At 69.4% G+C, this 23,167-nt stretch carries 23 protein-coding genes; 9 read left to right on the top strand and 14 right to left on the bottom strand.

The annotated features are described in order from the left end of the window. Positions 1–146 precede the first annotated feature (146 nt). The 6 genes from odhB to sucC are packed head-to-tail and all read right to left on the bottom strand — an operon-like array spanning position 147 to position 7,545. On the bottom strand, positions 147–1,676 hold the full coding sequence (odhB, locus tag P6F26_RS15820; RefSeq protein ID WP_278029668.1) for a 2-oxoglutarate dehydrogenase complex dihydrolipoyllysine-residue succinyltransferase: 1,530 nt from the start codon (positions 1,674–1,676) through the stop codon (positions 147–149). Positions 1,677–1,682: 6 nt separating this feature from the next. Beyond that, positions 1,683–4,643, bottom strand: coding sequence for a 2-oxoglutarate dehydrogenase E1 component (locus tag P6F26_RS15815; RefSeq protein ID WP_278029667.1), 2,961 nt, complete (start codon positions 4,641–4,643; stop codon positions 1,683–1,685). Continuing rightward, complete coding sequence (locus P6F26_RS15810) at positions 4,640–4,870, bottom strand: hypothetical protein (RefSeq protein WP_278029666.1); 231 nt, start codon at positions 4,868–4,870, stop codon at positions 4,640–4,642. The genes P6F26_RS15815 and P6F26_RS15810 overlap by 4 nt, the downstream gene beginning before the upstream one ends. A 26-nt stretch (positions 4,871–4,896) precedes the next feature. Continuing rightward, positions 4,897–5,778 (bottom strand): succinate--CoA ligase subunit alpha, encoded by an 882-nt coding sequence (gene sucD, locus P6F26_RS15805; protein WP_278029665.1) that lies wholly within the window; start codon positions 5,776–5,778, stop codon positions 4,897–4,899. 52 nt (positions 5,779–5,830) lie between these two features. Then, positions 5,831–6,352, bottom strand: a complete 522-nt coding sequence (locus P6F26_RS15800) for a hypothetical protein (protein ID WP_278029664.1) — start codon at positions 6,350–6,352, stop codon at positions 5,831–5,833. Next, entirely contained in the window at positions 6,352–7,545 is a 1,194-nt protein-coding gene (gene sucC / locus P6F26_RS15795) for an ADP-forming succinate--CoA ligase subunit beta (RefSeq protein ID WP_278029663.1), read from the bottom strand. The genes P6F26_RS15800 and sucC overlap by 1 nt, the downstream gene beginning before the upstream one ends. A 312-nt stretch (positions 7,546–7,857) precedes the next feature. Between sucC and P6F26_RS15790 the strand changes: the two genes are divergently transcribed. Beyond that, entirely contained in the window at positions 7,858–8,838 is a 981-nt protein-coding gene (locus tag P6F26_RS15790) for a coiled-coil domain-containing protein (RefSeq protein WP_278029662.1), read from the top strand. Positions 8,839–8,905: 67 nt separating this feature from the next. Here P6F26_RS15790 and mdh read toward each other — a convergent pair whose 3' ends face one another. Next, on the bottom strand, positions 8,906–9,868 hold the full coding sequence (mdh, locus tag P6F26_RS15785) for a malate dehydrogenase (RefSeq protein WP_278029661.1): 963 nt from the start codon (positions 9,866–9,868) through the stop codon (positions 8,906–8,908). A gap of 141 nt (positions 9,869–10,009) precedes the next feature. Between mdh and P6F26_RS15780 the strand changes: the two genes are divergently transcribed. From P6F26_RS15780 to P6F26_RS15760, 5 genes are all read left to right on the top strand, one after another. Then, on the top strand, positions 10,010–10,780 hold the full coding sequence (locus tag P6F26_RS15780; protein WP_278029660.1) for a sulfite exporter TauE/SafE family protein: 771 nt from the start codon (positions 10,010–10,012) through the stop codon (positions 10,778–10,780). Between the two features lie 144 nt (positions 10,781–10,924). Continuing rightward, positions 10,925–11,791 carry an HpcH/HpaI aldolase/citrate lyase family protein gene (locus P6F26_RS15775; protein WP_278029659.1) on the top strand — a complete coding sequence of 289 codons (867 nt, stop codon included), beginning with the start codon at positions 10,925–10,927 and terminating at the stop codon, positions 11,789–11,791. Next, positions 11,791–12,348, top strand: a complete 558-nt coding sequence (locus P6F26_RS15770) for an NnrU family protein (RefSeq protein WP_278029658.1) — start codon at positions 11,791–11,793, stop codon at positions 12,346–12,348. Before P6F26_RS15775 ends, P6F26_RS15770 begins: the two co-directional genes overlap by 1 nt. A 4-nt stretch (positions 12,349–12,352) precedes the next feature. After that, the gene (locus P6F26_RS15765) at positions 12,353–12,556 is read left to right on the top strand and encodes a DUF1737 domain-containing protein (protein ID WP_278029657.1); all 204 of its coding nucleotides are present in this window, start codon (positions 12,353–12,355) and stop codon (positions 12,554–12,556) included. Positions 12,557–12,586: 30 nt separating this feature from the next. After that, positions 12,587–13,627: a MaoC family dehydratase gene (locus tag P6F26_RS15760; protein ID WP_278029656.1), complete on the top strand. Its 1,041-nt coding sequence runs from the start codon at positions 12,587–12,589 to the stop codon at positions 13,625–13,627. On the opposite strand, the gene P6F26_RS15755 is transcribed toward P6F26_RS15760, so the two are convergent. Then, positions 13,603–14,538 (bottom strand): DMT family transporter, encoded by a 936-nt coding sequence (locus P6F26_RS15755; protein WP_278029655.1) that lies wholly within the window; start codon positions 14,536–14,538, stop codon positions 13,603–13,605. The genes P6F26_RS15760 and P6F26_RS15755 overlap by 25 nt on opposite strands. 76 nt (positions 14,539–14,614) lie before the next feature. Further along, positions 14,615–16,087, bottom strand: a complete 1,473-nt coding sequence (locus P6F26_RS15750) for an ABC transporter substrate-binding protein (protein WP_278029654.1) — start codon at positions 16,085–16,087, stop codon at positions 14,615–14,617. Positions 16,088–16,412: 325 nt separating this feature from the next. Between P6F26_RS15750 and P6F26_RS15745 the strand changes: the two genes are divergently transcribed. Then, positions 16,413–16,610, top strand: a complete 198-nt coding sequence (locus P6F26_RS15745) for a hypothetical protein (RefSeq protein ID WP_278029653.1) — start codon at positions 16,413–16,415, stop codon at positions 16,608–16,610. A gap of 22 nt (positions 16,611–16,632) precedes the next feature. Here the strand turns inward: P6F26_RS15745 and P6F26_RS15740 are convergent, their stop codons facing one another. Continuing rightward, positions 16,633–17,913 (bottom strand): acetylornithine deacetylase/succinyl-diaminopimelate desuccinylase family protein, encoded by a 1,281-nt coding sequence (locus P6F26_RS15740; RefSeq protein WP_278029652.1) that lies wholly within the window; start codon positions 17,911–17,913, stop codon positions 16,633–16,635. Positions 17,914–18,050: 137 nt separating this feature from the next. Between P6F26_RS15740 and P6F26_RS15735 the strand changes: the two genes are divergently transcribed. Next, positions 18,051–18,314 carry a hypothetical protein gene (locus P6F26_RS15735; RefSeq protein ID WP_278029651.1) on the top strand — a complete coding sequence of 88 codons (264 nt, stop codon included), beginning with the start codon at positions 18,051–18,053 and terminating at the stop codon, positions 18,312–18,314. Positions 18,315–18,325: 11 nt separating this feature from the next. Then, on the top strand, positions 18,326–18,931 hold the full coding sequence (locus tag P6F26_RS15730; RefSeq protein ID WP_278029650.1) for a DUF1523 family protein: 606 nt from the start codon (positions 18,326–18,328) through the stop codon (positions 18,929–18,931). An 8-nt stretch (positions 18,932–18,939) separates the two neighbouring features. Here the strand turns inward: P6F26_RS15730 and P6F26_RS15725 are convergent, their stop codons facing one another. From P6F26_RS15725 to P6F26_RS15710, 4 genes are all read right to left on the bottom strand, one after another. Continuing rightward, positions 18,940–21,294 carry an aldehyde dehydrogenase family protein gene (locus tag P6F26_RS15725; protein WP_278029649.1) on the bottom strand — a complete coding sequence of 785 codons (2,355 nt, stop codon included), beginning with the start codon at positions 21,292–21,294 and terminating at the stop codon, positions 18,940–18,942. Between the two features lie 12 nt (positions 21,295–21,306). After that, positions 21,307–21,579, bottom strand: coding sequence for a hypothetical protein (locus P6F26_RS15720; protein ID WP_278029648.1), 273 nt, complete (start codon positions 21,577–21,579; stop codon positions 21,307–21,309). 5 nt (positions 21,580–21,584) lie between these two features. Then, positions 21,585–22,595 carry a deoxyribose-phosphate aldolase gene (gene deoC, locus P6F26_RS15715; RefSeq protein ID WP_278029647.1) on the bottom strand — a complete coding sequence of 337 codons (1,011 nt, stop codon included), beginning with the start codon at positions 22,593–22,595 and terminating at the stop codon, positions 21,585–21,587. A 112-nt stretch (positions 22,596–22,707) separates the two neighbouring features. Then, positions 22,708–23,154 (bottom strand): DMT family transporter, encoded by a 447-nt coding sequence (locus P6F26_RS15710; protein ID WP_278029646.1) that lies wholly within the window; start codon positions 23,152–23,154, stop codon positions 22,708–22,710. Positions 23,155–23,167: the final 13 nt, after the last annotated feature.

Below are 23,167 nucleotides of genomic sequence, written 5' to 3'. Positions count from 1 at the left end.
GGTCAGCCTTGGACAGGATCATTCGCTTGCGCCTTCGACAGGACGGCGCGCGCCGCCCCGCCGTCTTTCGGGGCGCAGGGCACGGCCGCCATGCCCGCGGCGCGCGCGAGCATGGCGGATGCAGTCCCGCGCGTCGCTTGCGTCCCTCACAGGTCCATCAGCAGCCTGCGCGGGTCCTCCAGCGCCTCCTTCACGCGGACGAGGAACGTCACAGCGCCCTTGCCATCCACGATCCGGTGGTCGTAGCTCAGCGCCAGGTACATCATCGGACGGATCTTGATCTCGCCGTTGATGACCATCGGCCGCTCCTGGATCTTGTGCATCCCAAGGATCCCCGACTGCGGCGGGTTCAGGATCGGCGAGGACATGAGCGATCCGTAGACGCCGCCATTCGAGATCGTGAACGTCCCGCCCTGCATCTCGGCCATCGACAGCTTGCCGTCCCGCGCGCGGCGGCCCTTCTCGGCGATCTCCTTCTCGAGGTCGGCGAACGAGCGCTGGTCGGCGTCGCGGATCACCGGAACCACGAGGCCCTGCGGCGTGCCCGCCGCGATGCCCATGTGCACGTAGTTCTTGTAGACGATGTCGGTCCCGTCGATCTCGGCGTTGACCTCGGGCACCTCCTTCAGGGCGTGCACGCAGGCCTTGGTGAAGAACGACATGAAGCCCAGCCGCGCGCCGTGCTTCTTCTCGAACTGGTCCTTGTAGGCGTTCCTGAGCGCCATCACCTCGGTCATGTCCACCTCGTTGTAGGTGGTCAGGATCGCGGCGGTGTTCTGCGCGTCCTTCAGACGGCGCGCGATGGTCTGGCGCAGGCGGGTCATCTTCACCCGCTCCTCGCGCTCGGCGTCCTGCGCCGCCACGGGGGCGCGCGGCGCCTGTGCGGGCGCTGCGGGCGCGGGCGCGGACTGCGCAGGCGCGGACCCCGCCTTCATCACGTCCTCCTTCATGATGCGGCCGTCGCGGCCGGTGCCCTGCACCCGCGAGGGATCCAGACCCTTCTCCGCCATCATCTTCTGCGCCGAGGGGGCGTGCTCGACGTCGCTGCCGCGGCCCGCATCCGCCGCCGCGGGGGCCTTGGGCGCGGCCGTGGCCTCGCCGCCGGGAGCGGGCGCGCTCACGTCCGCGCCGCCGCCGATCACGGCCAGCTTGCCGTTGGCCTGCACCGTGGCGCCCTCGGCCGCCACGATCTCGCTCAGGGTGCCCGAGGCGGGTGCGGGAACCTCGACCGAGACCTTGTCGGTCTCCAGCTCGCACAGCATCTCGTCCTGCTCGACGTGGTCGCCCACCTTCTTGAACCACGTGGCCACGGTCGCCTCGGTCACGCTTTCGCCCAGCGTCGGAACCATCACGTCCACGCTGTCTCCGCCGCCGTCCGGCTTCGCCTCGGACCCGCTGGCGGCTTCGGCCTTCGCGGGCGCGGCCTCGGCCCCGCCACCGCCTTCGTTCAGCGTGGCGAGCAGCGCGTCGACGCCGACCGTCTCGCCCTCGCCGGCCACGATCTCGCCCAGCGTTCCGGCGGCGGGTGCGGGAACCTCGACCGTGACCTTGTCGGTTTCCAGTTCGCAGAGCATCTCGTCGGCGGCCACCGCGTCGCCCGGCTTCTTGAACCAGGTCGCGACCGTCGCCTCGGTGACGCTTTCGCCCAGGGTGGGCACGCGGACTTCGATTGACATCTTGAATTACCCTTCGATGGTCAGCGCTTCGTTCACGAGCGCGGTCTGTTGTGCCTTGTGCATGCTGGCGAGGCCCGTCGCGGGCGAGGCGCTTCCGGCCCGGCCGACATAGCGCGGGCGGGTGTTCTTCGCCTTGATCCGCGTGAGCACCCATTCGATGTTCGGCTCGACGAAGGTCCAGCCGCCCTGGTTCTTGGGCTCTTCCTGGCACCAGACGATCTCGGCCCCCTTGAAGCGCTCCAGCTCCTTCATCAGCGCGAGCGCCGGGAAGGGATAGAACTGCTCCAGGCGCAGCAGATAGACGTCGTCGATGCCGCGCGCGTCACGTTCCTCGAGCAGGTCGAAATAGACCTTGCCCGACGAGATCACGACGCGGCGGATCTTGTCGTCGGCCTTCAGCTTCGTGTCGGAATGGCCCTTCTCGGCGTCGTCCCACAGCACGCGGTGGAAACTCGACCCGGTGGTGAAGTCGGCCGCGTCCGAAATCGCAAGCTTGTGGCGCAGGAGCGATTTCGGCGTCATCAGCACCAGCGGCTTGCGGAACGAGCGGTGGATCTGCCGGCGCAGGATGTGGAAGTAGTTGGCCGGCGTGGTGCAGTTCGCCACGATCCAGTTGTCCTCGGCGCACATCTGCAGGAAGCGCTCGAGCCGGGCCGAGGAGTGTTCCGGCCCCTGCCCCTCGAAGCCGTGCGGCAGAAGCATCACGAGCCCCGACATCCGCAGCCACTTGCGCTCGCCCGACGAGATGAACTGGTCGAACATGATCTGCGCGCCGTTGGCGAAATCGCCGAACTGCGCCTCCCACATCACCAGCGCGTTGGGCTCGGCGAGGGAGTAGCCGTATTCGAAGCCGAGGACCGCGTATTCCGACAGCATCGAGTCGATGACCTCGTAGCGGCTCTGGCCCTCGCGGATGTGGTTGAGCGGATAGTGACGGTCCTCGGTCGCCTGGTCGACGATGGCCGAATGACGCTGGCTGAAGGTGCCGCGCGTCGAATCCTGCCCCGACAGGCGGACGGGATAGCCCTCCGTCAGGAGCGACCCGAAGGCCAGCGCCTCGGCCGTCGCCCAGTCGAAGCCCTCGCCGGTGTCGAACATCTGCCGCTTGGCCTCGAGCAGCCGCCCGACCGTCTTGTGGATCTGGAAGCCCTCGGGCGCGGTGGTCAGCGCGCGGCCGATCTCCTCCAGCGTCTCGGGTTTGATCGCCGTCTCGCCGCGCTGGTATTCCTCGCCCTCGCGGTCGAGATGGCTCCAGCGCCCGTCGAGCCAGTCGGCCTTGTTGGGCTTGTAGGTCTTGCCGGCCTCGAACTCCTCGTTGAGCATCGCCTGGAAGGCCGCCTTCATGTCCTCGATCTCGCCCTCGGGGATCAGGCCGTCCTTCACAAGCCGCTCGGTATAAAGCTGAAGCGTGGTCTTCTGCGTCTTGATCCGCTTGTACATCAGCGGGTTCGTGAACATGGGCTCGTCGCCCTCGTTGTGTCCGAACCGGCGGTAGCAGAACATGTCGATGACGACGTCCTTGCCGAACTTCTGGCGGAACTCGATCGCGACCTTCGCGGCGTGGACAACCGCCTCGGGGTCGTCGCCGTTGACGTGGAAGATCGGCGCCTCGACCATCAGCGCGATGTCCGTGGGATAGGGCGACGAGCGCGAGAAATGCGGCGCGGTGGTGAAGCCGATCTGGTTGTTCACGATGAAGTGGATCGTGCCGCCGGTGCGGTGGCCGCGCAGGCCCGACAGGCCGAGGCCCTCGGCCACCACGCCCTGCCCCGCGAAGGCCGCGTCGCCGTGCAGCAGGACGCCCACGACCTGCTTGCGTTCGGTGTCGCCCTTCTGGTCCTGCTTGGCGCGGACCTTGCCGAGGACGACGGGGTTCACCGCCTCCAGGTGCGAGGGGTTGGCCGTCAGCGACAGGTGCACGATGTTGCCGTCGAAATCGCGGTCGGACGAGGCGCCGAGGTGGTATTTCACGTCCCCCGACCCATCGACGTCCTCGGGTTTGAAGCTGCCGCCCTGGAACTCGTTGAAGATCGCGCGGTAGGGCTTCTGCATGACGTTGGCCAGCACCGAAAGCCGGCCGCGATGCGGCATCCCGATCACGATCTCGCGCACGCCCAGCGCGCCGCCGCGCTTGATGATCTGCTCCATCGCCGGGATCAGGCTTTCGCCGCCGTCGAGGCCGAAGCGCTTGGTGCCCATGTACTTGACGTGCAGGAACTTCTCGAAGCCCTCGGCCTCGACCATCTTGTTCAGGATCGCCTTGCGCCCCTCGCGGGTGAACGCGATCTCCTTGCCGTAGCCCTCGATCCGCTCCTTCAGCCATGCGGCCTGCTCGGGGTCGGAGATGTGCATGTACTGCAGCGCGAAGGTGCCGCAGTAGGTGCGCTTCACGATGTCGAGGATCTGCCGGATCGACCCGTGCTGAAGCCCCAGCACGTTGTCGAGGAAGATCGGCCGGTCCATGTCGGCGTCCGTGAAGCCGTAGGACCGGGGGTCGAGCTCGGGGTGCGGGGTCTGGTCGCGCATCCCCAGCGGGTCGAGGTCGGCCACCAGGTGGCCCCTGATGCGGTAGGCCCGGATCAGCATGAGCGCGCGGATCGAATCCAGCACCGCGCGCTGGATCTGCGCCTGGCTCAGCTCGACGCCCTGCTCCTCGGCCTTTGCCTTGATCTTCCGGCCCGCTTCCTTGACCTCGGCGGCCGCCGCCGGCCATTCGCCGGTCAGCGCGCTGGTCCAGTCGTCGTCGGGCTGCGGCGGCCAGTCGGCGCGCGCCCAGGACGGGCCCTGCGCCTCGGCCACGGCATCGCCCGCGGCGTCGCCAAGCTCGGCGAAGAACGCGCGCCAGCCCTCGTCCACCGCGTCGGGGTCGCGGGCGTACTGCGCATAGAGCTGTTCGAGGTATTCCGCGTTCGCGCCCTGCATGAAGCTCGACGCGTGGAACTGGTCGTTGGGGCCTTGCTCGGTCATGGGTCAATTCCTTCCGGGAACTGGATGTTCGATCGACGGGCGGGCGTGATCGCCGCGCCTTCCGTCGCAAGCGGTGCGTGCTGCATCTGCGCCGGGGCCGCGGCGCGGGGCGCCTCGGCGCGCGCGGGCAGCGACAGGAACAGCATCGCGGCAAGCGCGAAAAGCCCTGCCGCGCCGACCGCATGGGCGGCGCGCCAGAGCCTCTGCAAGACTGCGCGGTCCTTCACCGGCGCCTCCCTGTTCGGACGATGCCTCAGCCGATGGCCTTCAGCACCGCCTCGCCAAGCGTCGCGGGGCTGTCGGCCACCACGATGCCGGCCGACTTCATCGCCTCGATCTTGTCCTCGGCGCCGCCCTTGCCGCCCGCGACGATGGCGCCCGCATGGCCCATCCGGCGGCCCGGAGGCGCCGTGCGGCCCGCGATGAAGCCCGCCGTGGGCTTCCAGCGGCCGCGCTTCTTCTCGTCGGCGAGGAACTGCGCCGCTTCCTCTTCGGCCGAGCCGCCGATCTCGCCGATCATGATGATCGACTGCGTCTCGGGGTCCGCGAGGAACATCTCGAGCACGTCGATATGCTCGGTTCCCTTGATCGGGTCGCCGCCGATGCCGACGGCGGTGGACTGTCCAAGGCCGCTGTCGGAGGTCTGCTTGACCGCCTCGTAGGTCAGCGTCCCCGAGCGCGACACCACGCCGACCGAGCCGCGCTTGTGGATGTGGCCGGGCATGATGCCGATCTTGCAGGCGCCGGGCGTGATGACGCCGGGGCAGTTCGGGCCGATCAGGATCGACTTCGACCCCTCCAGCGCGCGCTTCACCTTCATCATGTCGAGCACCGGGATGCCCTCGGTGATGCAGCAGATCAGCGGCATCTCCGCGTCGATCGCCTCGAGGATCGAGTCGGCGGCGAAGGGCGGCGGAACGTAGATGACGCTCGCGTTCGCGCCCGTGACGTCCATCGCCTCGTGGACCGAGTTGAAGACCGGCAGGTCGAGGTGGCTCATGCCGCCCTTTCCGGGCGTGACGCCGCCGACCATCTTGGTGCCGTAGGCGACGGCCTGCTCCGAGTGGAAGGTGCCCTGGCTGCCTGTGAAGCCCTGGCAGATGACCTTGGTGTTTTCGTCGACGAGTACGGCCATTGCGGTCCCTCATTCACGTTGTCTTGCGCCCGGCCCTAGGCCATGGCCGCGTTCAGTTGATGATGATGGCGGAGGTTCCGTCATCGATGCACTCGCCGGAATTCCCGGCGGCGGCGTATCTCAGGGTCACGATGGGCGTGACGTCCCAGTTGGTGAAGCCGCCGCAGGGCCCGACCGGGGCGCCGGCCTGCTGGTCGGGCTGCCCCGGAACCCAGGCCTGCGGCGCGACCTCGACGGTGATGGCGCGCCCGATCGCGTTGGCCATCGCCAGGTCCACGATCGGCGACATCACCGTGCAGTAGCCTTCGCGCGGGGTCCGCACCTGCAGCAGGCCGCTCACGCCCGGGGCGCTGACCTCGTGCGTGCCCGCGTCCATGCCGGGGGTCACGACGAAGCCCGCAGCCTCGAACGCGCCCGCCATGCCGCCGGGGGTCCGCACGTTTTGCAGGCAGAGCGTCGCGGCGAGGCGCATGTTCATCGCGGCCGCCTCGGCGTCGGTCTGCGCGGCGGACGGCAGGGCCGCCGCCGCGATCCCGCAGCCGAGGATCGCGATGCCGTGGCCCCGCACGGCCATCAGCCCTTCACCGCCTTCACGATCTTCTCGGCGGCGTCCGAGAGGTTCTCGGCGGCGATCACGTCGAGGCCGGAGGAGTTGATGATCTCCTTGCCCTTCTCGACGTTGGTTCCCTCCAGGCGCACCACCAGCGGCACCTTCAGGCCGACTTCCTTCACCGCCTCGATCACGCCCTCGGCGATGATGTCGCAGCGCATGATGCCGCCGAAGATGTTCACCAGGATGCCCTTCACGTTCGGGTCGCTCGTGATGATCTTGAACGCCTCGGTGACCTTCTCCTTGGTGGCGCCGCCGCCCACGTCGAGGAAGTTCGCGGGCTCCGCGCCATAAAGCTTGATGATGTCCATCGTCGCCATCGCAAGGCCGGCGCCGTTCACCATGCAGCCGATCTCGCCGTCGAGCGCGATGTAGTTCAGGTCGTGCTTGGAGGCGGCGAGTTCCTTGGGATCCTCCTCCGTCTCGTCGCGCAGGCTGGCGATGTCGGGATGGCGGTAGACCGCGTTGCCGTCGAAGCCGAGCTTGGCGTCCAGAACCTTCAGGCCGCCCTCGTCGGTGACGATCAGCGGGTTGATCTCGAGCATCTCCATGTCCTTCTCGACGAAGGCCTTGTAGAGGATGCCCATCAGGTTCACGCATTCCTTGACCTGCTTGCCCTCCAGGCCGAGCGAGAAGGCGATGCGGCGGCCGTGGAACGGCTGGTATCCGGTGGCGGGATCGACGCTGAACGACAGGATCTTCTCGGGCGTGGAGGCCGCGACCTCCTCGATGTCCATGCCGCCCTCGGTGGAGCACACGAAGGAGATGCGGCTGGTCTGGCGGTCCACCAGAAGCGCGAGGTAAAGCTCGCGCTCGATCCCCGAACCGTCCTCGATGTAGATGCGGTTGACCTGCTTGCCCGCGGGGCCCGTCTGGTGCGTCACCAGCGTCCGGCCCAGCATCTTCTTGGCCTCGGCCTCGGCTTCCTCCACCGACTTGGCAAGGCGCACGCCACCCTTCTCGCCCGCGCCTTCCTCCTTGAAGTGGCCCTTGCCGCGGCCGCCTGCATGGATCTGCGCCTTGACGACCCAGAGCGGTCCGTCAAGCTCGCCAGCGGCCGTCTTGGCCTCCTCGGCGCGCAGAACCACCCGGCCGTCGCTGACCGGGGCGCCGTACTGACGAAGAAGCGCCTTCGCCTGGTATTCATGAATGTTCATGAAACTGTCCCGTCGTTGGTGGTGTCGCGACCTGCTAAAGCACAACCCAAGGTCGCATTGAAACGCCAATCTGCCGCAGATGCAGGGTTTCGGCGGAAAAAGCGACATTTGTGATCACAGCCTGAAAAAGTGTGATCACAAAATTTCGCCGCATCGCATTCCACCATTTGCCGCAACCGCGAAACAGGGCCGACTCACCCGCGCGACACACCATGCCGGAACCGGAAAGCGCGTCGCCCGGTTGGTCCCGCGATCACATTCCTGGAACGGGGGCGCAAGGCGATGGCCGAAAACGGCGGCGGAAACAGAGACATGAAACTGATCGGGCTCGGCCTTCTGGCCGCAATCGGATGGGTCCTCGCGGTATGGGCCTTCGTCAATGGCGGCGCGATCGAGGACGACCTGCGCGCGCAGATGTCCCGCGTCGAGGGCGACCTTCGACAACAGCGCGAGACCTCGGGCACGCTTGAGGAGATGCGGACCCGCATCGCCGGGCTGGAGCCCGAGATCGCGACGCTGGAGGCCTCGCGCGGCACGCTCAGCACGGAGGTCTCGGACCTCGAGCAGGAGCGCGACCGCCTCGCGCAGGACAGCGAAGCGCTTTCCGCCGAGGTGGACGACGCCCGCGCCGAGCTGCGCCGCCTCGAGGAGGAAGCAGCCCCCCTGCGCGAGGAAATCGCGACCCACGAGACCCGGATGAGCGACCTCGACAGCGCGATCGGCACGGCCGAACAGCGCCTCGAGGAGACGGACGCCCGCCTCGAAGCCGCGCTCACCCGCGAGCAGGAGGTGCGCACCAGCCTCGCCGCGCTCGAGGAGGACGCCGCCCAGATGACGCAGCGCGTCACCGACGCCGAGGCGCGCATCGCCGACCTGCGCGAGCAGGAGAACGCGCTGCGCGACGAGATGGACCGCATCGCCCGCGAGCGCGACGCGGCCCGCGACGAGGCGGCACGCCTTCGCGACGAGATCGCGACTGCGGAGGAGCGCCTCGACCGGCTGCGCACCGCCGTCGCCTCCGCCGAGGAACGCCGCGCCGCGCTGCAACCGATCCTGTCGGGGCTGACGCAGGAACTGGAGGCGACGGCCGCGCGGCTCGACGAGGTGCAGGAGACGCTGGCGGGCCGGGAACGGCAGATCGCGGATCGGGGCGATGCGGACCGGGGCGATGCGGAGACAGGCGACGCGGAGACGGGCGGCGAAGGCGACGCCCTGAGCCTGCGGATCGACGCTTCGGGCGTGGCCGAGACCGGGGCGGACGCCGGTGGCGCGGCCGAAACCGCCACGGACTGACGCCCGCATCCGCACGAAAAAAGGCGGCCCCGGCGGGCCGCCTTTTCATTGCGAAGGCCCGGCGCGCTCAGGCGAGGCTTTCGTCGATCCCCTTGCAGGCCTCGACAAGGCCCTTCACGGCGGCGACCGAATTGTCGAACATCGACTGCTCGTCTTTCGTCAGCCGGATCTCGACGATCCGCTCGATGCCGCCCGCGCCGATCACGGTCGGAACGCCGACATACATGCCCTTCAGCCCGAACTCGCCGTCGCAATAGGCGGCGCAGGGCAGGACGCGCTTCTGGTCCTTCAGGAACGCCTCGGCCATCTCGATCGCCGACGTCGCCGGCGCGTAGAAGGCCGACCCGGTCTTCAGCAGGCCGACGATCTCGGCGCCGCCGTCGCGCGTGCGCTGCACGATCGCGTCGAGCTTGTCCTTGGTCGTCCAGCCCATCTCCACGAGGTCGGGCAGCGGGATGCCCGCGACGGTCGAATAGCGCACCGAGGGCACCATCGTGTCGCCGTGGCCGCCGAGCACGAAGGCCGTGACGTCCTTCATCGACACGTCGAATTCCTCGGCGAGGAAGTGGCGGAAGCGCGCGCTGTCCAGCACGCCGGCCATGCCGCAGACCATGTTGTGGGGCAGGCCCGAGAACTCGCGCAGCGCCCAGACCATCGCGTCCAGCGGGTTGGTGATGCAGATGACGAAGGCGTTCGGCGCGTTGTCGCGGATGCCCTCGCCCACGGCCTTCATGACCTTGAGGTTGATGCCGAGCAGGTCGTCGCGGCTCATGCCGGGCTTGCGCGGCACGCCGGCGGTGACGATGCAGACGTCCGCGCCTGCGATGTCGGCATAGTCGTTGGTGCCCTTCAGCTTCGCGTCGAACTTCTCGGAGGGTCCGCTTTCGGCGATGTCGAGCGCCTTGCCTTGCGGAACACCCTCGGCGATGTCGAACAGAACGACGTCGCCAAGCTCCTTCAGCGCGGCGAGATGGGCGAGCGTGCCCCCGATCTGCCCAGCGCCGATCAGCGCGATCTTGGGTCTGGCCATGAGATTGATCTCCAAGTCCCTCGTTGATATCGGCGCGAGGCGTATCCCCGCCCCGCGCCCCGCGCAAGCCCCGCGCGCAGCCGGGGCCGGGCGCGGCAGGGCTGGCCCCGCGGCGGTGCCCCGGCCAAGATGTTGGAACGCTTGGCGAAAGGACTGAACGTGCTCGACCAATGGGCCTTCGCGGCAGCCGCCTTCGCCGCACTTCTGGCCGGCATCTCCAAGGGCGGCTTCGGCGGGTCGCTCGCCTTTGCCGGAACCGCGATTCTCGCGCTGGTGGTGGATCCCGGCGTCGCGCTCGCGCTGATGCTGCCGGTCCTCATGGCGATCGACCTGGCCGCCGTGCGCACCTACTGGGGCCGCTGGCACGCGGCCTCGGCGCGCGCGGTGCTGACCGGCGCGGTTCCCGGCCTCGCGCTGGGGGCGGCGCTGTTCTCGGTGGTGTCGGACGACTTCATCCGCGTGATGATCGGCGTCGTCGCGCTGGGCTTCGTGGCGTTCCGCCTCGCCGGCGCGACGGGCTTGATCGCGCCGCGCCCGCGCCCCTTCGACGCGCGCAAGGGGTGGGCCGCGGGGGCGGCGGCGGGCTTCACCAGCTTCGTCGCGCACGCGGGCGGGCCACCCTTCGCGATGTTCATGCTGGGGCAGGACGGCATCGGCAAGACGCAATATCACGCCACCTCGGTCATCGTGTTCTGGCTGGTGAACGCCGCGAAGGCCGTCCTCTACGCGATGCTCGGCCTGTTCACCTTCTCCAGCCTCGGGACCTCGGCCCTGATGATCCCCTTCGCGCTGCTGGGCACATGGATCGGCGTCCACGCGCACGCCCGCATCCCCGAACGCGCCTTCTTTTCGGTCGCCTACGCCGCGCTCACGGTCACGGCGGCGCGGCTTCTGTGGGACGGCCTCGCCTGAGGCCCGCATCCGGAGCCCGTTTGCGCGCGCAACAATATTCTTCTGCAGCGCGGCAGTTCGGAACTTGATTTCGCGCAGGCGACGTGTTTCCAAGCGGCCGAAGGGGCTTCGGCCCTGCCCGGTCCACGCCGACGGAGGCATCTCATGGATCACCGCGCGCGACCCTACCGCTCGGTCCTCTACATTCCCGGCTCGAAGCCGCGCGCGCTGGAGAAGGCGCGCGAGCTTCCCGTCGATGCGATCATCTTCGACCTCGAGGACGCCGTCTCGGTCGAGGAAAAGCCCGCCGCGCGCACCCTGCTGGCCGAGACGCTGGCAGGCGGCGGCTACGGCCCGCGCGCGCAGATCGTGCGGATCAACGGTTTCGAGACCGCGTGGGGCGCAGACGATCTGGACGCCATCGCCGCCGCGCAGCCGCAGGCGATCCTTCTGCCAAAGGTGAACGGCCCCGCCGACATCGCGGCGCTGGCCGACCGGCTGGATGCGCGGCCCGAGACCTCGGACACGGCGATCTGGGCGATGATGGAGACGCCCGTGGGCGTCCTCAACGCGCAGGCAATCGCGGCCGCCCCGCGCATGGCGGGCTTCGTGATGGGCACCAACGACCTCGCCAAGGAACTGGGCAGCCGCACGCGCGCCGCCATGACGACCGCGCTTCAGCACTGCCTTCTGGCCGCGCGCGCGCACGGCCTCGTCTGCGTCGACGGCGTCTACAACGCCTTCCGGGACGAGGACGGCCTGCGGGCGGAATGCGCCGAGGGGCGCGACTTCGGCTTCGACGGAAAGACGCTGATCCATCCCGCGCAGGTCGCTGTCGCCAACGCGGCCTTCGCCCCCTCGCCCGACGAGATCGACCTCGCGCGGCGCCAGATCGCGGCCTACGAGGACGCCGTGCGGGAGGGACAAGGCGTCGCGGTCGTCGACGGAAGGATCGTCGAGAACTTGCATGTGGACACGGCGCGGGCGACGCTGGCCCGGGCAGAGGCAATCGCGGCGCTGGAGGCGGCCTGATGGGATATCTTTCACTGATCGCGGGCGTGGCGCTGTGGTCCGTCGCGCACCTGTTCAAGCGGATCGCGCCCGCGCGCCGCGCGCGGATGGGCGACGCGGCGAAGGGCGCCGTGGCCGTGGCCGTCATCGCTTCGGTCGTGCTGATGTGGTGGGGCTACCGCAACGCCTATGGCGGGCCGTTCTTCTGGGGCCGCCATCCCGCGACGGTCGGCATCAACAACCTCCTGAACCTTCTGGCGCTCTACCTGTTCGCGGCCTCAGGCATGAAGACCTGGCTCGGCCAGAAGATGCGCCACCCGCAACTGACCGCGATCAAGACCTGGGCCGTGGCGCACCTGCTGGTCAACGGCGACCTGCCGGCCTTCATCCTGTTCGGCGGCCTTCTGGCATGGGCGGTGGTCGAGGTCATCCTCATCAACCGCCAGACCGCCTGGACGAAGCCCGCGACCGTCGAGGTGAAGCCCGGCAAGGAGGCCGGCGCGGTCATCGGCACGCTGGCGCTTTATGGCGCGATCGCCTGGGTGCACTACTGGTTCGGCTATCCGGCGTTCGGGTGAGGCCATGAAGATCTATCGCCTGCTGACCGAGGACGACACGTCCGCCTTCTGCCACAAGGTGTCCGAAGCTCTGTCGAAGGGCTGGGTGCTGCATGGCGACCCGGTGATGTCCTTCGACGCCGCGCGCGCCGTGATGCGCTGCGGACAGGCCGTGACGAAGGAGATCGACACGCCCTATTCGCCCGACATGAAACTGGGCGCCCAGTAACCGCCGCCCGCTGACCTTCCGAAGGACGCCATGCCCGCCACCAAGACGAACCCCGGCCGCTTCTTCGAGGATTACCGCGTCGGCGAGGTGATCGAGCACGCGGTGCCGCGCACCGTCTCGGGCGGCGAGCGCGCGCTTTACCACGCGCTCTATCCCGCGCGCCACGCGCTCTATTCCTCGGACGAGTTCGCCCGCGCCTGCGGCCTGCCGCAAAGCCCGCTCGACGACCTCGCCGCGTTTCACATCGTGTTCGGCAAGTCGGTGCCCGACGTGTCGCTGAACGCGGTCGCCAACCTCGGCTATGCCGAGGCGCGCTGGCTGAGGCCGGTCTACGCGGGCGATACGATCCGGGCCTCCTCGGAGGTGATCGGGCTGAAGCAGAACTCGTCGGGCAAGACCGGCGTGGTCTACGTCCGCACCACGGGGCGCAACCAGCACGGGCTGGCGGTGATGGAATTCGCCCGCTGGGTCATGGTGCGCAAGCGCGACGCGCAGGCCCCCGCGCCCGAGACGGTGGTGCCCGCGCTTGCCGATGCGGTCGCGCCGGGCGACCTCGTGCTGCCCGGCGGCCTCGATTTCTCGGGCTACGACTTCGCGCAGGCGGGCGAGGCGCACCGGCTGGCCGACTATGCGCCGGGCGAGATCATCGATCACGTCGATGGCGTGACGATCGAGGAAGCCGAGCACATGATGGCCACGCGGCTGTGGCAGAACACCTCGAGGACGCATTTCGACGCGACCCCGCGCGAGGATCGCAAGCGCCTGATCTACGGCGGGCACGTCATGTCGATGGCGCGCGCGCTGTCCTTCAACGGCCTCGCGAACGCTCAGTGCATCGTGGCGATCAACGGCGGAAGCCACGCCAACCCCTGTTTCGCGGGCGACACGGTGCGGGCGTGGTCCGAGGTCCTGGACCGGGCCGAAACCCCCGCCCCCGGCGTCGGCGCCATCCGCCTGCGGCTGGTCGCGGTGAAGGACGGCGCGGCGCCCGGCGCGCTGCGCGGCGAGGACGGGAAATACCTTCCCGACGTGCTTCTGGATCTCGACTACTGGGCGCTGATGCCGGTCTGACGCGTGCCCTCGCGGTATCGCCGCGACAGACGCCGCTCGCGCCAGACGATCATCAGGCCGCCCGCGACGATCAGGATCGCGCCCGGAAACAGGTCCTGCACCGGCGCCTCGCCGAAGAACACCCACCCCAGAAGCAGCGCGGTGGGAATGCCGGCATAGCTGAACGGCGCAAGGTTGGACGGCTCGGTCATCCGGTAGGACACCACGAGGCACAGGACCGCCGTGCCCCCGAACATCCCCATCGCCACGATCCAGGCCATGTCCGCCGCCGAGGCGATCGGGGTGAAGCCCCCCGTGGCCAGCGCGAGGCCCAGCGCGCCCAGCGCCGCGACTCCCGACGAGTGCAGGTTGACGAGGGGGCTTGGAACGTCCTCGTCCAGCAGCCGGGAGGTGACGCCCGCCACGGCATAGAGCATGGCGGCGATCAGCGGCAGGACCGCGTCGAAGCTGAAGGCGTCGCGCCCCGGCCCCATCACCATGACCACGCCCGCGAACCCCACCAGCGCCGCGCTCCAGCGGAAGGGGCCCACGCGCTCGCCGAGGATCGGCACCGACAGCGCCACGATGAACAGCGCGTTGGAATAGGAGATCGTGGCCGCCGTCGCGAAGGCCAGCCGCCCGAGCGCGAGATAGAAGCAGAACTGCGCGACGGTGACGGCCAGCCCCCGGATCAGCGGGATGTGCCATTGCCGCAGGCGAAGCGGGCGGCCCGCGTCGTGCCACGTCCGCGTGGACCACAGCGTGATCAGCCCCGGCAGAAGGCCGAAGAGGTTGCGCCACGCCGACAGCTCGGCCGCGCCGTAGCGGGCCGAGAGGTGCTTGATCACCAGCGCCATGAGGTCGAAGAACAGGATCGCGAGCAGGCTGATCAGGATCGCGGGCAGCACCCGGTCGGAGGCTCTGGCGGACATGCGGCGGGCGCTCCGGTGCGGTCATGCCTTGCTTGGGGCCGCCCCGCCCGGACCTGCCGGGCGGAGCGGGGTCGTGTCACCGGGTCCAGCGCACGCCGGTCAGGTCGTTGGCCTGCGTCGGGGAATTCTCCCACAGGCCCTCGATGTCGGCGTTCGCGACGCCGGTCTTGGCAAGCTGGAACAGGAAGCCGTTGGCGAAGTCCTCGGCGATGGTCGTCTGCATCTCCGCCAGAAGCGCCGAGCGGGCGGCAGGGTCGGACGTCACGGTCAGCTCCGCGTTCAGCGCTTGGAAATCGGGGCTGTCGTAGCGGAAGTAGTAGTCGGGATTGGCGTAGATGTTGATGTCGAAGGGCTCGGTGTGGCTGACGATGGTCAGGTCGAAGTCGCTGCCGCGGAACACCCGCTCGAGCCAGTCGGCCCATTCCATGTTGGTGATCTCGGTCTCGATGCCCACTTCGCGAAGCTGCGCCGCGATGATCTCGCCGCCGCGCCGCGCGTAGGAGGGCGGGGGCAGCATCAGGCGCAGGGTCAGGTCCTCGGCGCCGGCCTCGGCCAGAAGCGCGCGCGCGCGCTCGGGGTCGTGGTCCGAGTTGGCGGTCAGATCGACGTAGTCGGGGTTGTGCGGCGCGAAATGGGTGCCGATCGGCGTGCCGTAGCCGAACATCGCCCCGTCGATGATGTCCTGCCGGTTGATCGCGTGCGAGATCGCCTCGCGCACCCGCACGTCGTTCAGCGGCTCGCCCGCGTTGTTCATGGCGAGGATCGTCTCGCCCTCGGTCGAGCCCACGACGACGCGAAAGCGGGGATCCGCCTCGAACTGGGCCAGCGTCTCGGGCGCGGGGAAGTTCGGGTAGGCGTCCACGTCGCCCGACATCAGCGCCGCGAAGGCCGCGTTGGGGTCCGAGATGAAGCGGAACGTCGCCGCCTCCAGCGCCACGGGCTCGCCCCAGTAATCGTCGTTGCGCACAAGCTCGACCCGGTCGCCCTGCACCCAGTCCGAGAAGCGGAAGGGCCCGGTGCCGACGGGGTTGGTGGCGTTCGTGTCGGCGCTTTCGGGCGCCACGATCACCGCGTCGCCCCACGCCATCTTGAACAGGAACGCCCCGTCGGGATCGGTGAGCGTGACGCGCACCGTCGTGTCGTCCACCGCCTCGACCGTGTCGATCCCCGCAAAGAGCGGCTTCTGCGCGTTGGTGGAGTCCTCGGCCCGCGCGCGGTCGAGCGAGAACACGACGTCCTCGGCCGTCATCGCGGTGCCATCGTGGAAGGTCACGCCCTCGGCGAGGGTGAAGACGTAGGTCAGCCCGTCCTCGGAGATCTCCCAGCTGCGGGCCAGCGCCGGCACGATCGAACCGTCCGGCGCGAAGCGCGTCAGCCCCTCGAAGACGTTGGCGTAGACGACCTCGTCGATGGCCGCCGCCGCGCCGCCCGTGGGGTCCAGGTTCGGCGGCTCGAGCACCATGCCGATCGAGATGTCGGCCTGCTGCGCCAGCGCCGCGCCGGTGCCCATGAGCAGGGCGAACGCGCTCATCCGAAGCGATCGTGTCATTGTCCCAGAGTCTCCCGCTTGTATTCCCTACGGGCATACTGGCGCGTTCCGAGGGAAAATGCGCGTCGAAAATTATCCGATCTGCAAGACCGGGCAGAGGCCGGATTCCCCTTGTTTCGCTGGTCATCCACAGCTGACGCCCGCCGATTGGGCAGCGGCCGGGGCCGGAAGGCCGGTTTGTCGCACCTCCGCCACGCAACCCTTTTCGCGGAGGCCGAATCGACGCAGGTTAACGGTGGAGCCGCGGTCGTGCCCGGCTCCGGCCCGCCCGGGGGACGCCGTCACGGCGCATGGGCGGGCGTCTCGGCAAGACATGGGGGACAACATGCACAGGATCGAACCGGAGGAGATCCTCGCGATCTCGTCTGAAAGCATCGGGGCATTCATCCGCGATCAGGCCAGCAGCCGCAACCTCAGCCCGCTGGTGCGCAAGCTGAACGCGGACCTGATGGGCGGCGACGCGACGGCCAGCGACATGGCGGCGCGGGCGCTCAGGCACCTGGGTTTCGTCGACTGCGCCTGAGGACTGCGCCTGAGGCGCGGTCTCAGGCCAGAAGCTCCTTCAAGGTCAGCGCCATGACCTTCGCGGCATCGGCCATGTCGTCGATGCCCACCCATTCGTCGGGCTGGTGCGCAAGGTCGAGGATGCCCGGCCCGTAAGCGATGCAGTTCTTCAGCCGCCCGATTCGGTCGATGTGCTTCTGGTCGTAGGTGCCGGGCGACACCACGAATTGCGCGTGCCGGTCGAGCACGCGCGCGATCGCGGCCTCCACCGTGCGGACCACCGGCGCGTCGCGGTCGGTCATGGTGGGGCGCACCTCGAACAGGTCGCGGATCTCGTATTTCAGCTCGGGCCGGCGCGCGCGCACCCGCTCCATCAGGGACGCGATCTCGGCCTTCACCTCGCCGAGGTCCTCCTCGATCAGGAACCGCCGGTCGATCGTGATGCGGCAGCGGTCGGGCACGCAGGGCGCGGGAAGGCCGGTATAGCCGTCCTCCTGCTCGGGCTCGCCGCCGTGGATGGCGTTGATGTTCAGCGTGGACTGGCGCGCGCCGTCGGGGACGACGGGCATCTCGGTCCGCTTGCCCGCCAGCAGCGGGAACAGCGTCTCCTCCATCTCGGCGAGGACCGCGCCCATGTGGCGCACGGCGCAGTCGCCGAGGAACGGCATCGAGCCATGGGCGATGCGTCCCTGCGTCTCGATCTCGGCCCACCAGACGCCGCGATGGCCAAGGCAGATGCGGTCCTTGTTCAGGGGCTCGGGGATGATGACGTGCTGAACGCGGGCGGGGTCGAAATAGCCCTGCTCGGCAAGGTAGGCGACGCCGCCGAAGCCACCCGATTCCTCGTCGGCCGTCGCGCTGATCTCGATCGCGCCGCGAAAGCCGGGATGAATGTCCACGAAGGCCTCGGCCGCGATCACGGCGCTCGCGATGCCGCCCTTCATGTCGCACGCGCCGCGCCCGTAGACGCGGCCGTCGCGCACCTCGCCACCGAAGGGATCGACCGTCCAGCCGTGGCCCGCCTCGACCACGTCGTGATGCCCGTTGAAATGCACGCAGTCGCCGGGACCGCCCGTCCCCTCGATCCGGGCCACGAGGTTCCAGCGCGGGTGCCGGTCGCTGTCGGCAAGCGCCCCCGTGGCGCGCACCAGTTCCACCGCGAAGCCGCGCTTCTCCAGCCGCGCGGCGAGGTAGTCGCAGATCTCGCGGTAGTTCCGGCCCGGCGGATTCAGCGTGGGAATGCGGATCAGGTCGCGCGTCAGGGCGACGAGGTCGTCGGTGCGTGCCGTGACGGCATCGAGCAGGGGGGCGTCATCCTTCATGGCGTCACACTGCGCCCGCGTGCCGCGCCCGGCAAGCCCCGGCCGAAGCCGCTGCCCCTGCCAATTCCGGCCTCGTTGTTCTATATGGAGAAAAGGGATCGGCGGCAGGGCCCCGACCTTCACGATGGAGCGGGTGCATGATCTTCAGTCTCGGCCGCATGGCGATCGTTCTCCTCGTGGGGCTTACGGTCGTCTATGTCAGCCTCTACTTCTACTTCCGGTCGGGCGCGAAGATGCGCCTCGAGGAGGACTGGGTGATGCAGGGCCGCCCCGGCGACCGCGCCGACTGGGTTGAGGAACGCCTCGCCCCCCATGCCGAGCGCATCCGCAACCGGCTGCTGCTGTTCGTCTACGTCGTGCCGCTCGTGGCGCTGTCCGTCTACGTCTACGTCACCAACTGAAGGCTTCTCCCATGCGCTGGCCCCGGATCATCTTCTTCAGCATCCTCGCGCTCCTGATCGGGGCCTTCCTGCACTACACGCTGCCCCAGCGCGACATCGTGCGGATCAACGGGACCGAGATCATACGGACCGATTTCTCGGGGCTGAACCGCATCTTCTACGCCCAGGGCGACAGTGGCGGCGCGCAGGTCGACAGCCGCGACCTGCGGCTGATCAACACGGTGCAGGCGGACGGCGACGTGATGGTCTACCGCAACGAGGACACGGGCTTCGGCTGGCCGCCCTACTTCAAGCTCGACTCCGCCGACCTGCAGGCCGAGGCCTCGAACCTGGTGTCGAGCTCGGCCGACCCGGTCTGGGTCGCGGTCACGCATTACGGCTGGCGCTCGCGGCTGCTGACGACCTACCCCAACGCGATCTCGCTGCGCGAGGTGGCGGGTCCCGAGGTCACGCTGATCCCGTGGCTGAACATCGTGATCCTGCTGATCCTCGCGGTCGTGCTGTTCATGGCGTGGCGCATCTGGGAACGGTTCGAGGACCGCGTCATCGAACCCGCCGCCGACCGTGTCGCCGTGCGCTGGGCCAAGATGAAGGACTGGGCTTCCGGGCGGCGGTAGCCCGCGCCTCACTCGCCGTAGGGCACCCAGATCGTCTTGACCTCGGTCGCGGCCTCGAGAAAGCGCCGCCCGCCACCCGCCGGCGTCGCCCAGTCCGGGTTGCCGCCGTGGTTGATCCACGTCCGCTTGAGGTTCCCGGCCGAGGCGGCCTGAAGCGCGGCCGCGTCCGCCTGCCCCGAGAACGACCAGAGCGCGTCGACGTCGAGATGGCTTGCCAGCGTGCCGCCAAGCTCGGCCGGGTCGCCGGTCACGATGTTGACCACGCCGCCCGGCACGTCGGACGTGTCGAGGACCTGGTAGAGGTCGGTGGCCGCCAGCGGACAGGGCCATGACGGCACCAGCACGACCCGGTTGCCCATCGCGATGGCGGGCGCCACGAGCGATACCGCGCCCAGAAGCGGCGCGTCCTCGGGCGCGAGAATGCCGATCACGCCCACGGGCTCGCGCATGGCCAGCGCCACGCCCCGGATCGGGACCGACTTGGCCACGCCGTCGAACTTGTCGGCCCATGCCGCGCAGGAGAACAGCCTGTCCACCGAGGCCGCGACCTCGGCCTCGGCGCGCGACGCGCTGACGCCCGTCATGTCGCGCAGGCGCTGGGCGAACTCGGCCCCGCGCGCCGAGAGGTTCTCGGCGACGTAGTAGAGGACCTGCGCGCGCAGGTGGCACGTGGCCTTCGCCCAGCCCGAGGCGCCGCGCGCGGCCTCCACGGCGTTGCGGATGTCCTTGCGGTTGCCGATCCCGGCATGGCCCAGAAGCCTGCCCTTGCGCCCGTAGACCGGCCGCGAATAACCGCCGTCGGGGCGCGCCTGCTTGCCGCCGACATACATCTTCGCCGTCCGGTCGAGGCCCGCCGCCTCCACCGTCTCGGGGGCGGGCTCGGGCTCGACCGGGCGGACCGGCTTCAGCGCGACGTCGGGCCTGAGATAGGCCAGCATCCCCTCCCAGCCGCCTTCGCGGCCGAAGCCGCTTTCGCGGACGCCGCCGAAGGGCGCGGCCGCGTCGAAGAGGTTGGTGGCGTTCACCCAGACGACGCCCGCCGCAAGCTTGGGCGCGACATCGAGCGCGAGGTTGAGGTTCTCGGTCCACAGCGTCGCGGCAAGGCCGTAGCGCGTGTTGTTGGCGAGGCTCACCGCCTCGGCGGGCGTGCGGAAGGTGCCGGAGACGAGGACCGGGCCGAAGATCTCCTCCTGCATCAGGGGGGCGGCGGGCGAGAGGCCGGTGATCAGCGTCGGCGGATAGAAGCAGCCCGTTTCGGGCATGTCGGTGGCGGCGCGGTAGACCTCGCCCTCGGTGTTGGCGTCCACCAGCCGCGTGATCGCCGCGTGCTGCACGGGGTCCACCACCGCGCCCACGTCGATGCACTTGTCGAGCGGATCGCCGACGCGCAGCTTGTCCATCCGCGCCTTGAGCCGGGCGTGGAAATCCTCGGCGATGCCTTCCTGCACCAGAAGCCGCGAGCCGGCGCAGCAGACCTGCCCCTGGTTGAACCAGATGGCGTCCACCAGTCCCTCGATCGCGCTGTCGATGTCGGCGTCGTCGAAGACGATGTAGGGCGACTTGCCGCCAAGCTCGAGCGTGAGCGACTTCGCCGTTCCGGCCGTCGCCTCGCGGATGCGGCGGCCGACGGCGGTGGAGCCGGTGAAGGCGATCTTGGCGATGCCGTCATGGCCGACGATGGCCTCTCCCGTCGCGCCGTCGCCGGTGACGATGTTGACGACGCCCCTGGGCAGCCCGGCCTCCCGGCAGATGTCGGCGAACAGAAGCGCGGTGAGCGAGGTGTATTCGGCGGGCTTCAGGACGACGGTGTTTCCCGCGGCCAGCGCGGGCGCGATCTTCCAAGCCAGCATGAGAAGCGGGAAGTTCCACGGGATGATCTGCCCGCAGACGCCGAGCGGCGCATGTCCGGGAAGTTCTTCTGCAAGAAGTTGGGCGAGGCCCGCATGATAGTAGAAATGCCGCTGAGCGAGCGGGATGTCGATGTCGCGCGCCTCGCGGATCGGCTTGCCGTTGTCGAGGGATTCCAGCACCGCGAAAAGCCGCGAATGCTTCTGCAGGAGGCGGGCCAGCGCATAGAGATGGCGCGCGCGTTCGTGCCCCGACAGCTTCGCCCATTTCGGCGCGGCGCGCGTCGCGGCCTTCACCGCCGCGTCCACGTCTCCGGCGGTGCCTTGGGTCACGTGGGCCAGCACCTCGCCGCGGGCGGGGTTCCTCGTCTCGAAGGTGTCGCCCGGCGCGGTGAAGGCGCCGTCGATGAAGTGCCCGAAGGCGGGCCCGCGTTCCGCGATCCATGCGCGCGCCTCGGCGTCGCTTTCGGGGGCGGGGCCGTACTCCATGTTGTCGAAGATCTCGCGGGTGGTCATGGGCGGGCCCTCTCAGAGGATGGTGACAAGAAGTGCGACGAGGATCAGGAGGCCCGCCCCCGCCTTGCCGCCCTGCGCGCGGTCATGGGCGCTTGCGTAGGGCGCGAATTTCGCGGGCATGGCGTCGCGGGCGGCGCGGTCGCGGAACTCGGCCTCGAAGCGGGCGCGCTCGGCCTCGGTCAGGCCTTCGGCGAGCGCCCTGGCGCGGCGGTGCTGCACGACGGCGAGCGCGACGCCGATGAGGACGGCGACGGCAAGTGCGAGGCTCTGGAAGGACAGGGCCACGGGGCTCAGGCCGCCGGATGGCGGTAGCTGGCGGAATAGGCGCCGGTCGCGTGATGCTCGAGCTGCCGCTCGATGTCGCCCAGAAGCGAGGACGCGCCGAAGCGGAAGAGGTCGGGCTGCAGCCAGCGGTCGCCCAGCTCCTCCTTCATCATGGTGAGGTAGACCAGCGCGTCCTTGGCCTTGGAGATGCCGCCGGCGGGCTTGTAGCCGACCTTGTAGCCGGTCGCGGCCTCGTAGGCGCGGATGGCGCGGATCATGGTGAGCGTGACGGGAAGGGTCGCATTGACGCTTTCCTTGCCGGTGGACGTCTTGATGAAGTCCGCGCCGGCCATCATGCAGACCAGCGAGGCGCGCGCGACGTTCCGCAGCGTGCCAAGCTCGCCCGTCGCGAGGATCGCCTTGACGTGGGCATCGCCGCAGGCCGCGCGGAACTCGGCCATCTCTTCGTAGAGCGCCTGCCAGTTCCCGGTCAGGACGTGGCGGCGGGAGATGACGATGTCGATCTCCCTGGCGCCGGCCTTCACGCTTTCGCCGATCTCGGCCACGCGCAGGCGGAACGGCGACAGGCCCGCCGGAAAGCCGGTCGAGACGGCGGCCACGGGAATGCCCGAGCCCTCCAGCGCCTCGACGGCGGCGGGCACCATCTCGTGGTAGACGCAGACCGCGCCGGTGGTGATCGGCGGCAGGCCGAGCGCCTCGAGGATGTCGGCGCGTACCGGCTGTCGGGCCTTGGCGCAGAGGCGTCGGACCCGCCCCTCGGTGTCGTCGCCCGAAAGCGTGGTCAGGTCGATCAGCGTGATCGCCCTTGCGAGCCACGCGGCCTGCCACTCCTTCTTGACGGTGCGACGGCCCGGAAGGCTTGCCGCGCGGCGCTCGATGGCGGAGGTGTTCGCCTGCACCCGCGCGACCCAGTCGAGGTCGAGCGGCTGGCCCGCGTTGCGCGGCAGGTGCACCTGCGGCAGCTGGCCCGACGCCTCGGCCTTGAGATCATGGGCTGCGGTCTGCGGATGGGTCATCGGGGCATCCCCTTCATCGGGCCTGCGGCCGGGGGCCATGAGCGGCTGTGGTCGGAGCGGAAGGTCTCATGCGCGGGGCAGGAAGGCAAGCTTGACCAAACGGTCAAAATCGTCAGACGCGCGACAGGACGAGGCCCATGGCGACGAAGCCCACCGCGGCGATCCGCGTCCAGTCGATTTCGCGGACCGCAAGGCCGAAGCCGCCCGTCGCGTCGATCACCAGCGCCGCCGAAAGCTGGCCGAGAATCAGGGCCGCCACCATGGTCACGGCGCCAAGCGTGCCGACCGTGGCCAGAGCGCTCCAGACGTAGACCGCCCCGAAGGCGCCGCCCGCCCATGCCCACCACGGCGCGGCGGCCAGCGCCGAGCCCTCGGGCAGGCCCGAGCGCAGCAGCGCCAGCGCCGACAGCAGCAGGACCCCGACGCCGAAGGACAGCGCGGCGGCGGCGACGGGGTCGCCCGCATGGGCCGCGAGCCGCGCGTTGATGGGGGCCTGAAGCGCGCTCGCCGCGCCGCCGAGCGCCGCGAAGGCCAGCGCGGCGATGACCTGGATGCTCATGGAACCGTCTCCT

It is taken from the genome of Roseicyclus salinarum, assembly GCF_029624655.1.
Lineage (GTDB): Bacteria > Pseudomonadota > Alphaproteobacteria > Rhodobacterales > Rhodobacteraceae > Roseibacterium > Roseibacterium salinarum.
Note: the sequence above shows the minus strand (reverse complement) of the source record. Positions and strands in the feature narration are given on the sequence as shown.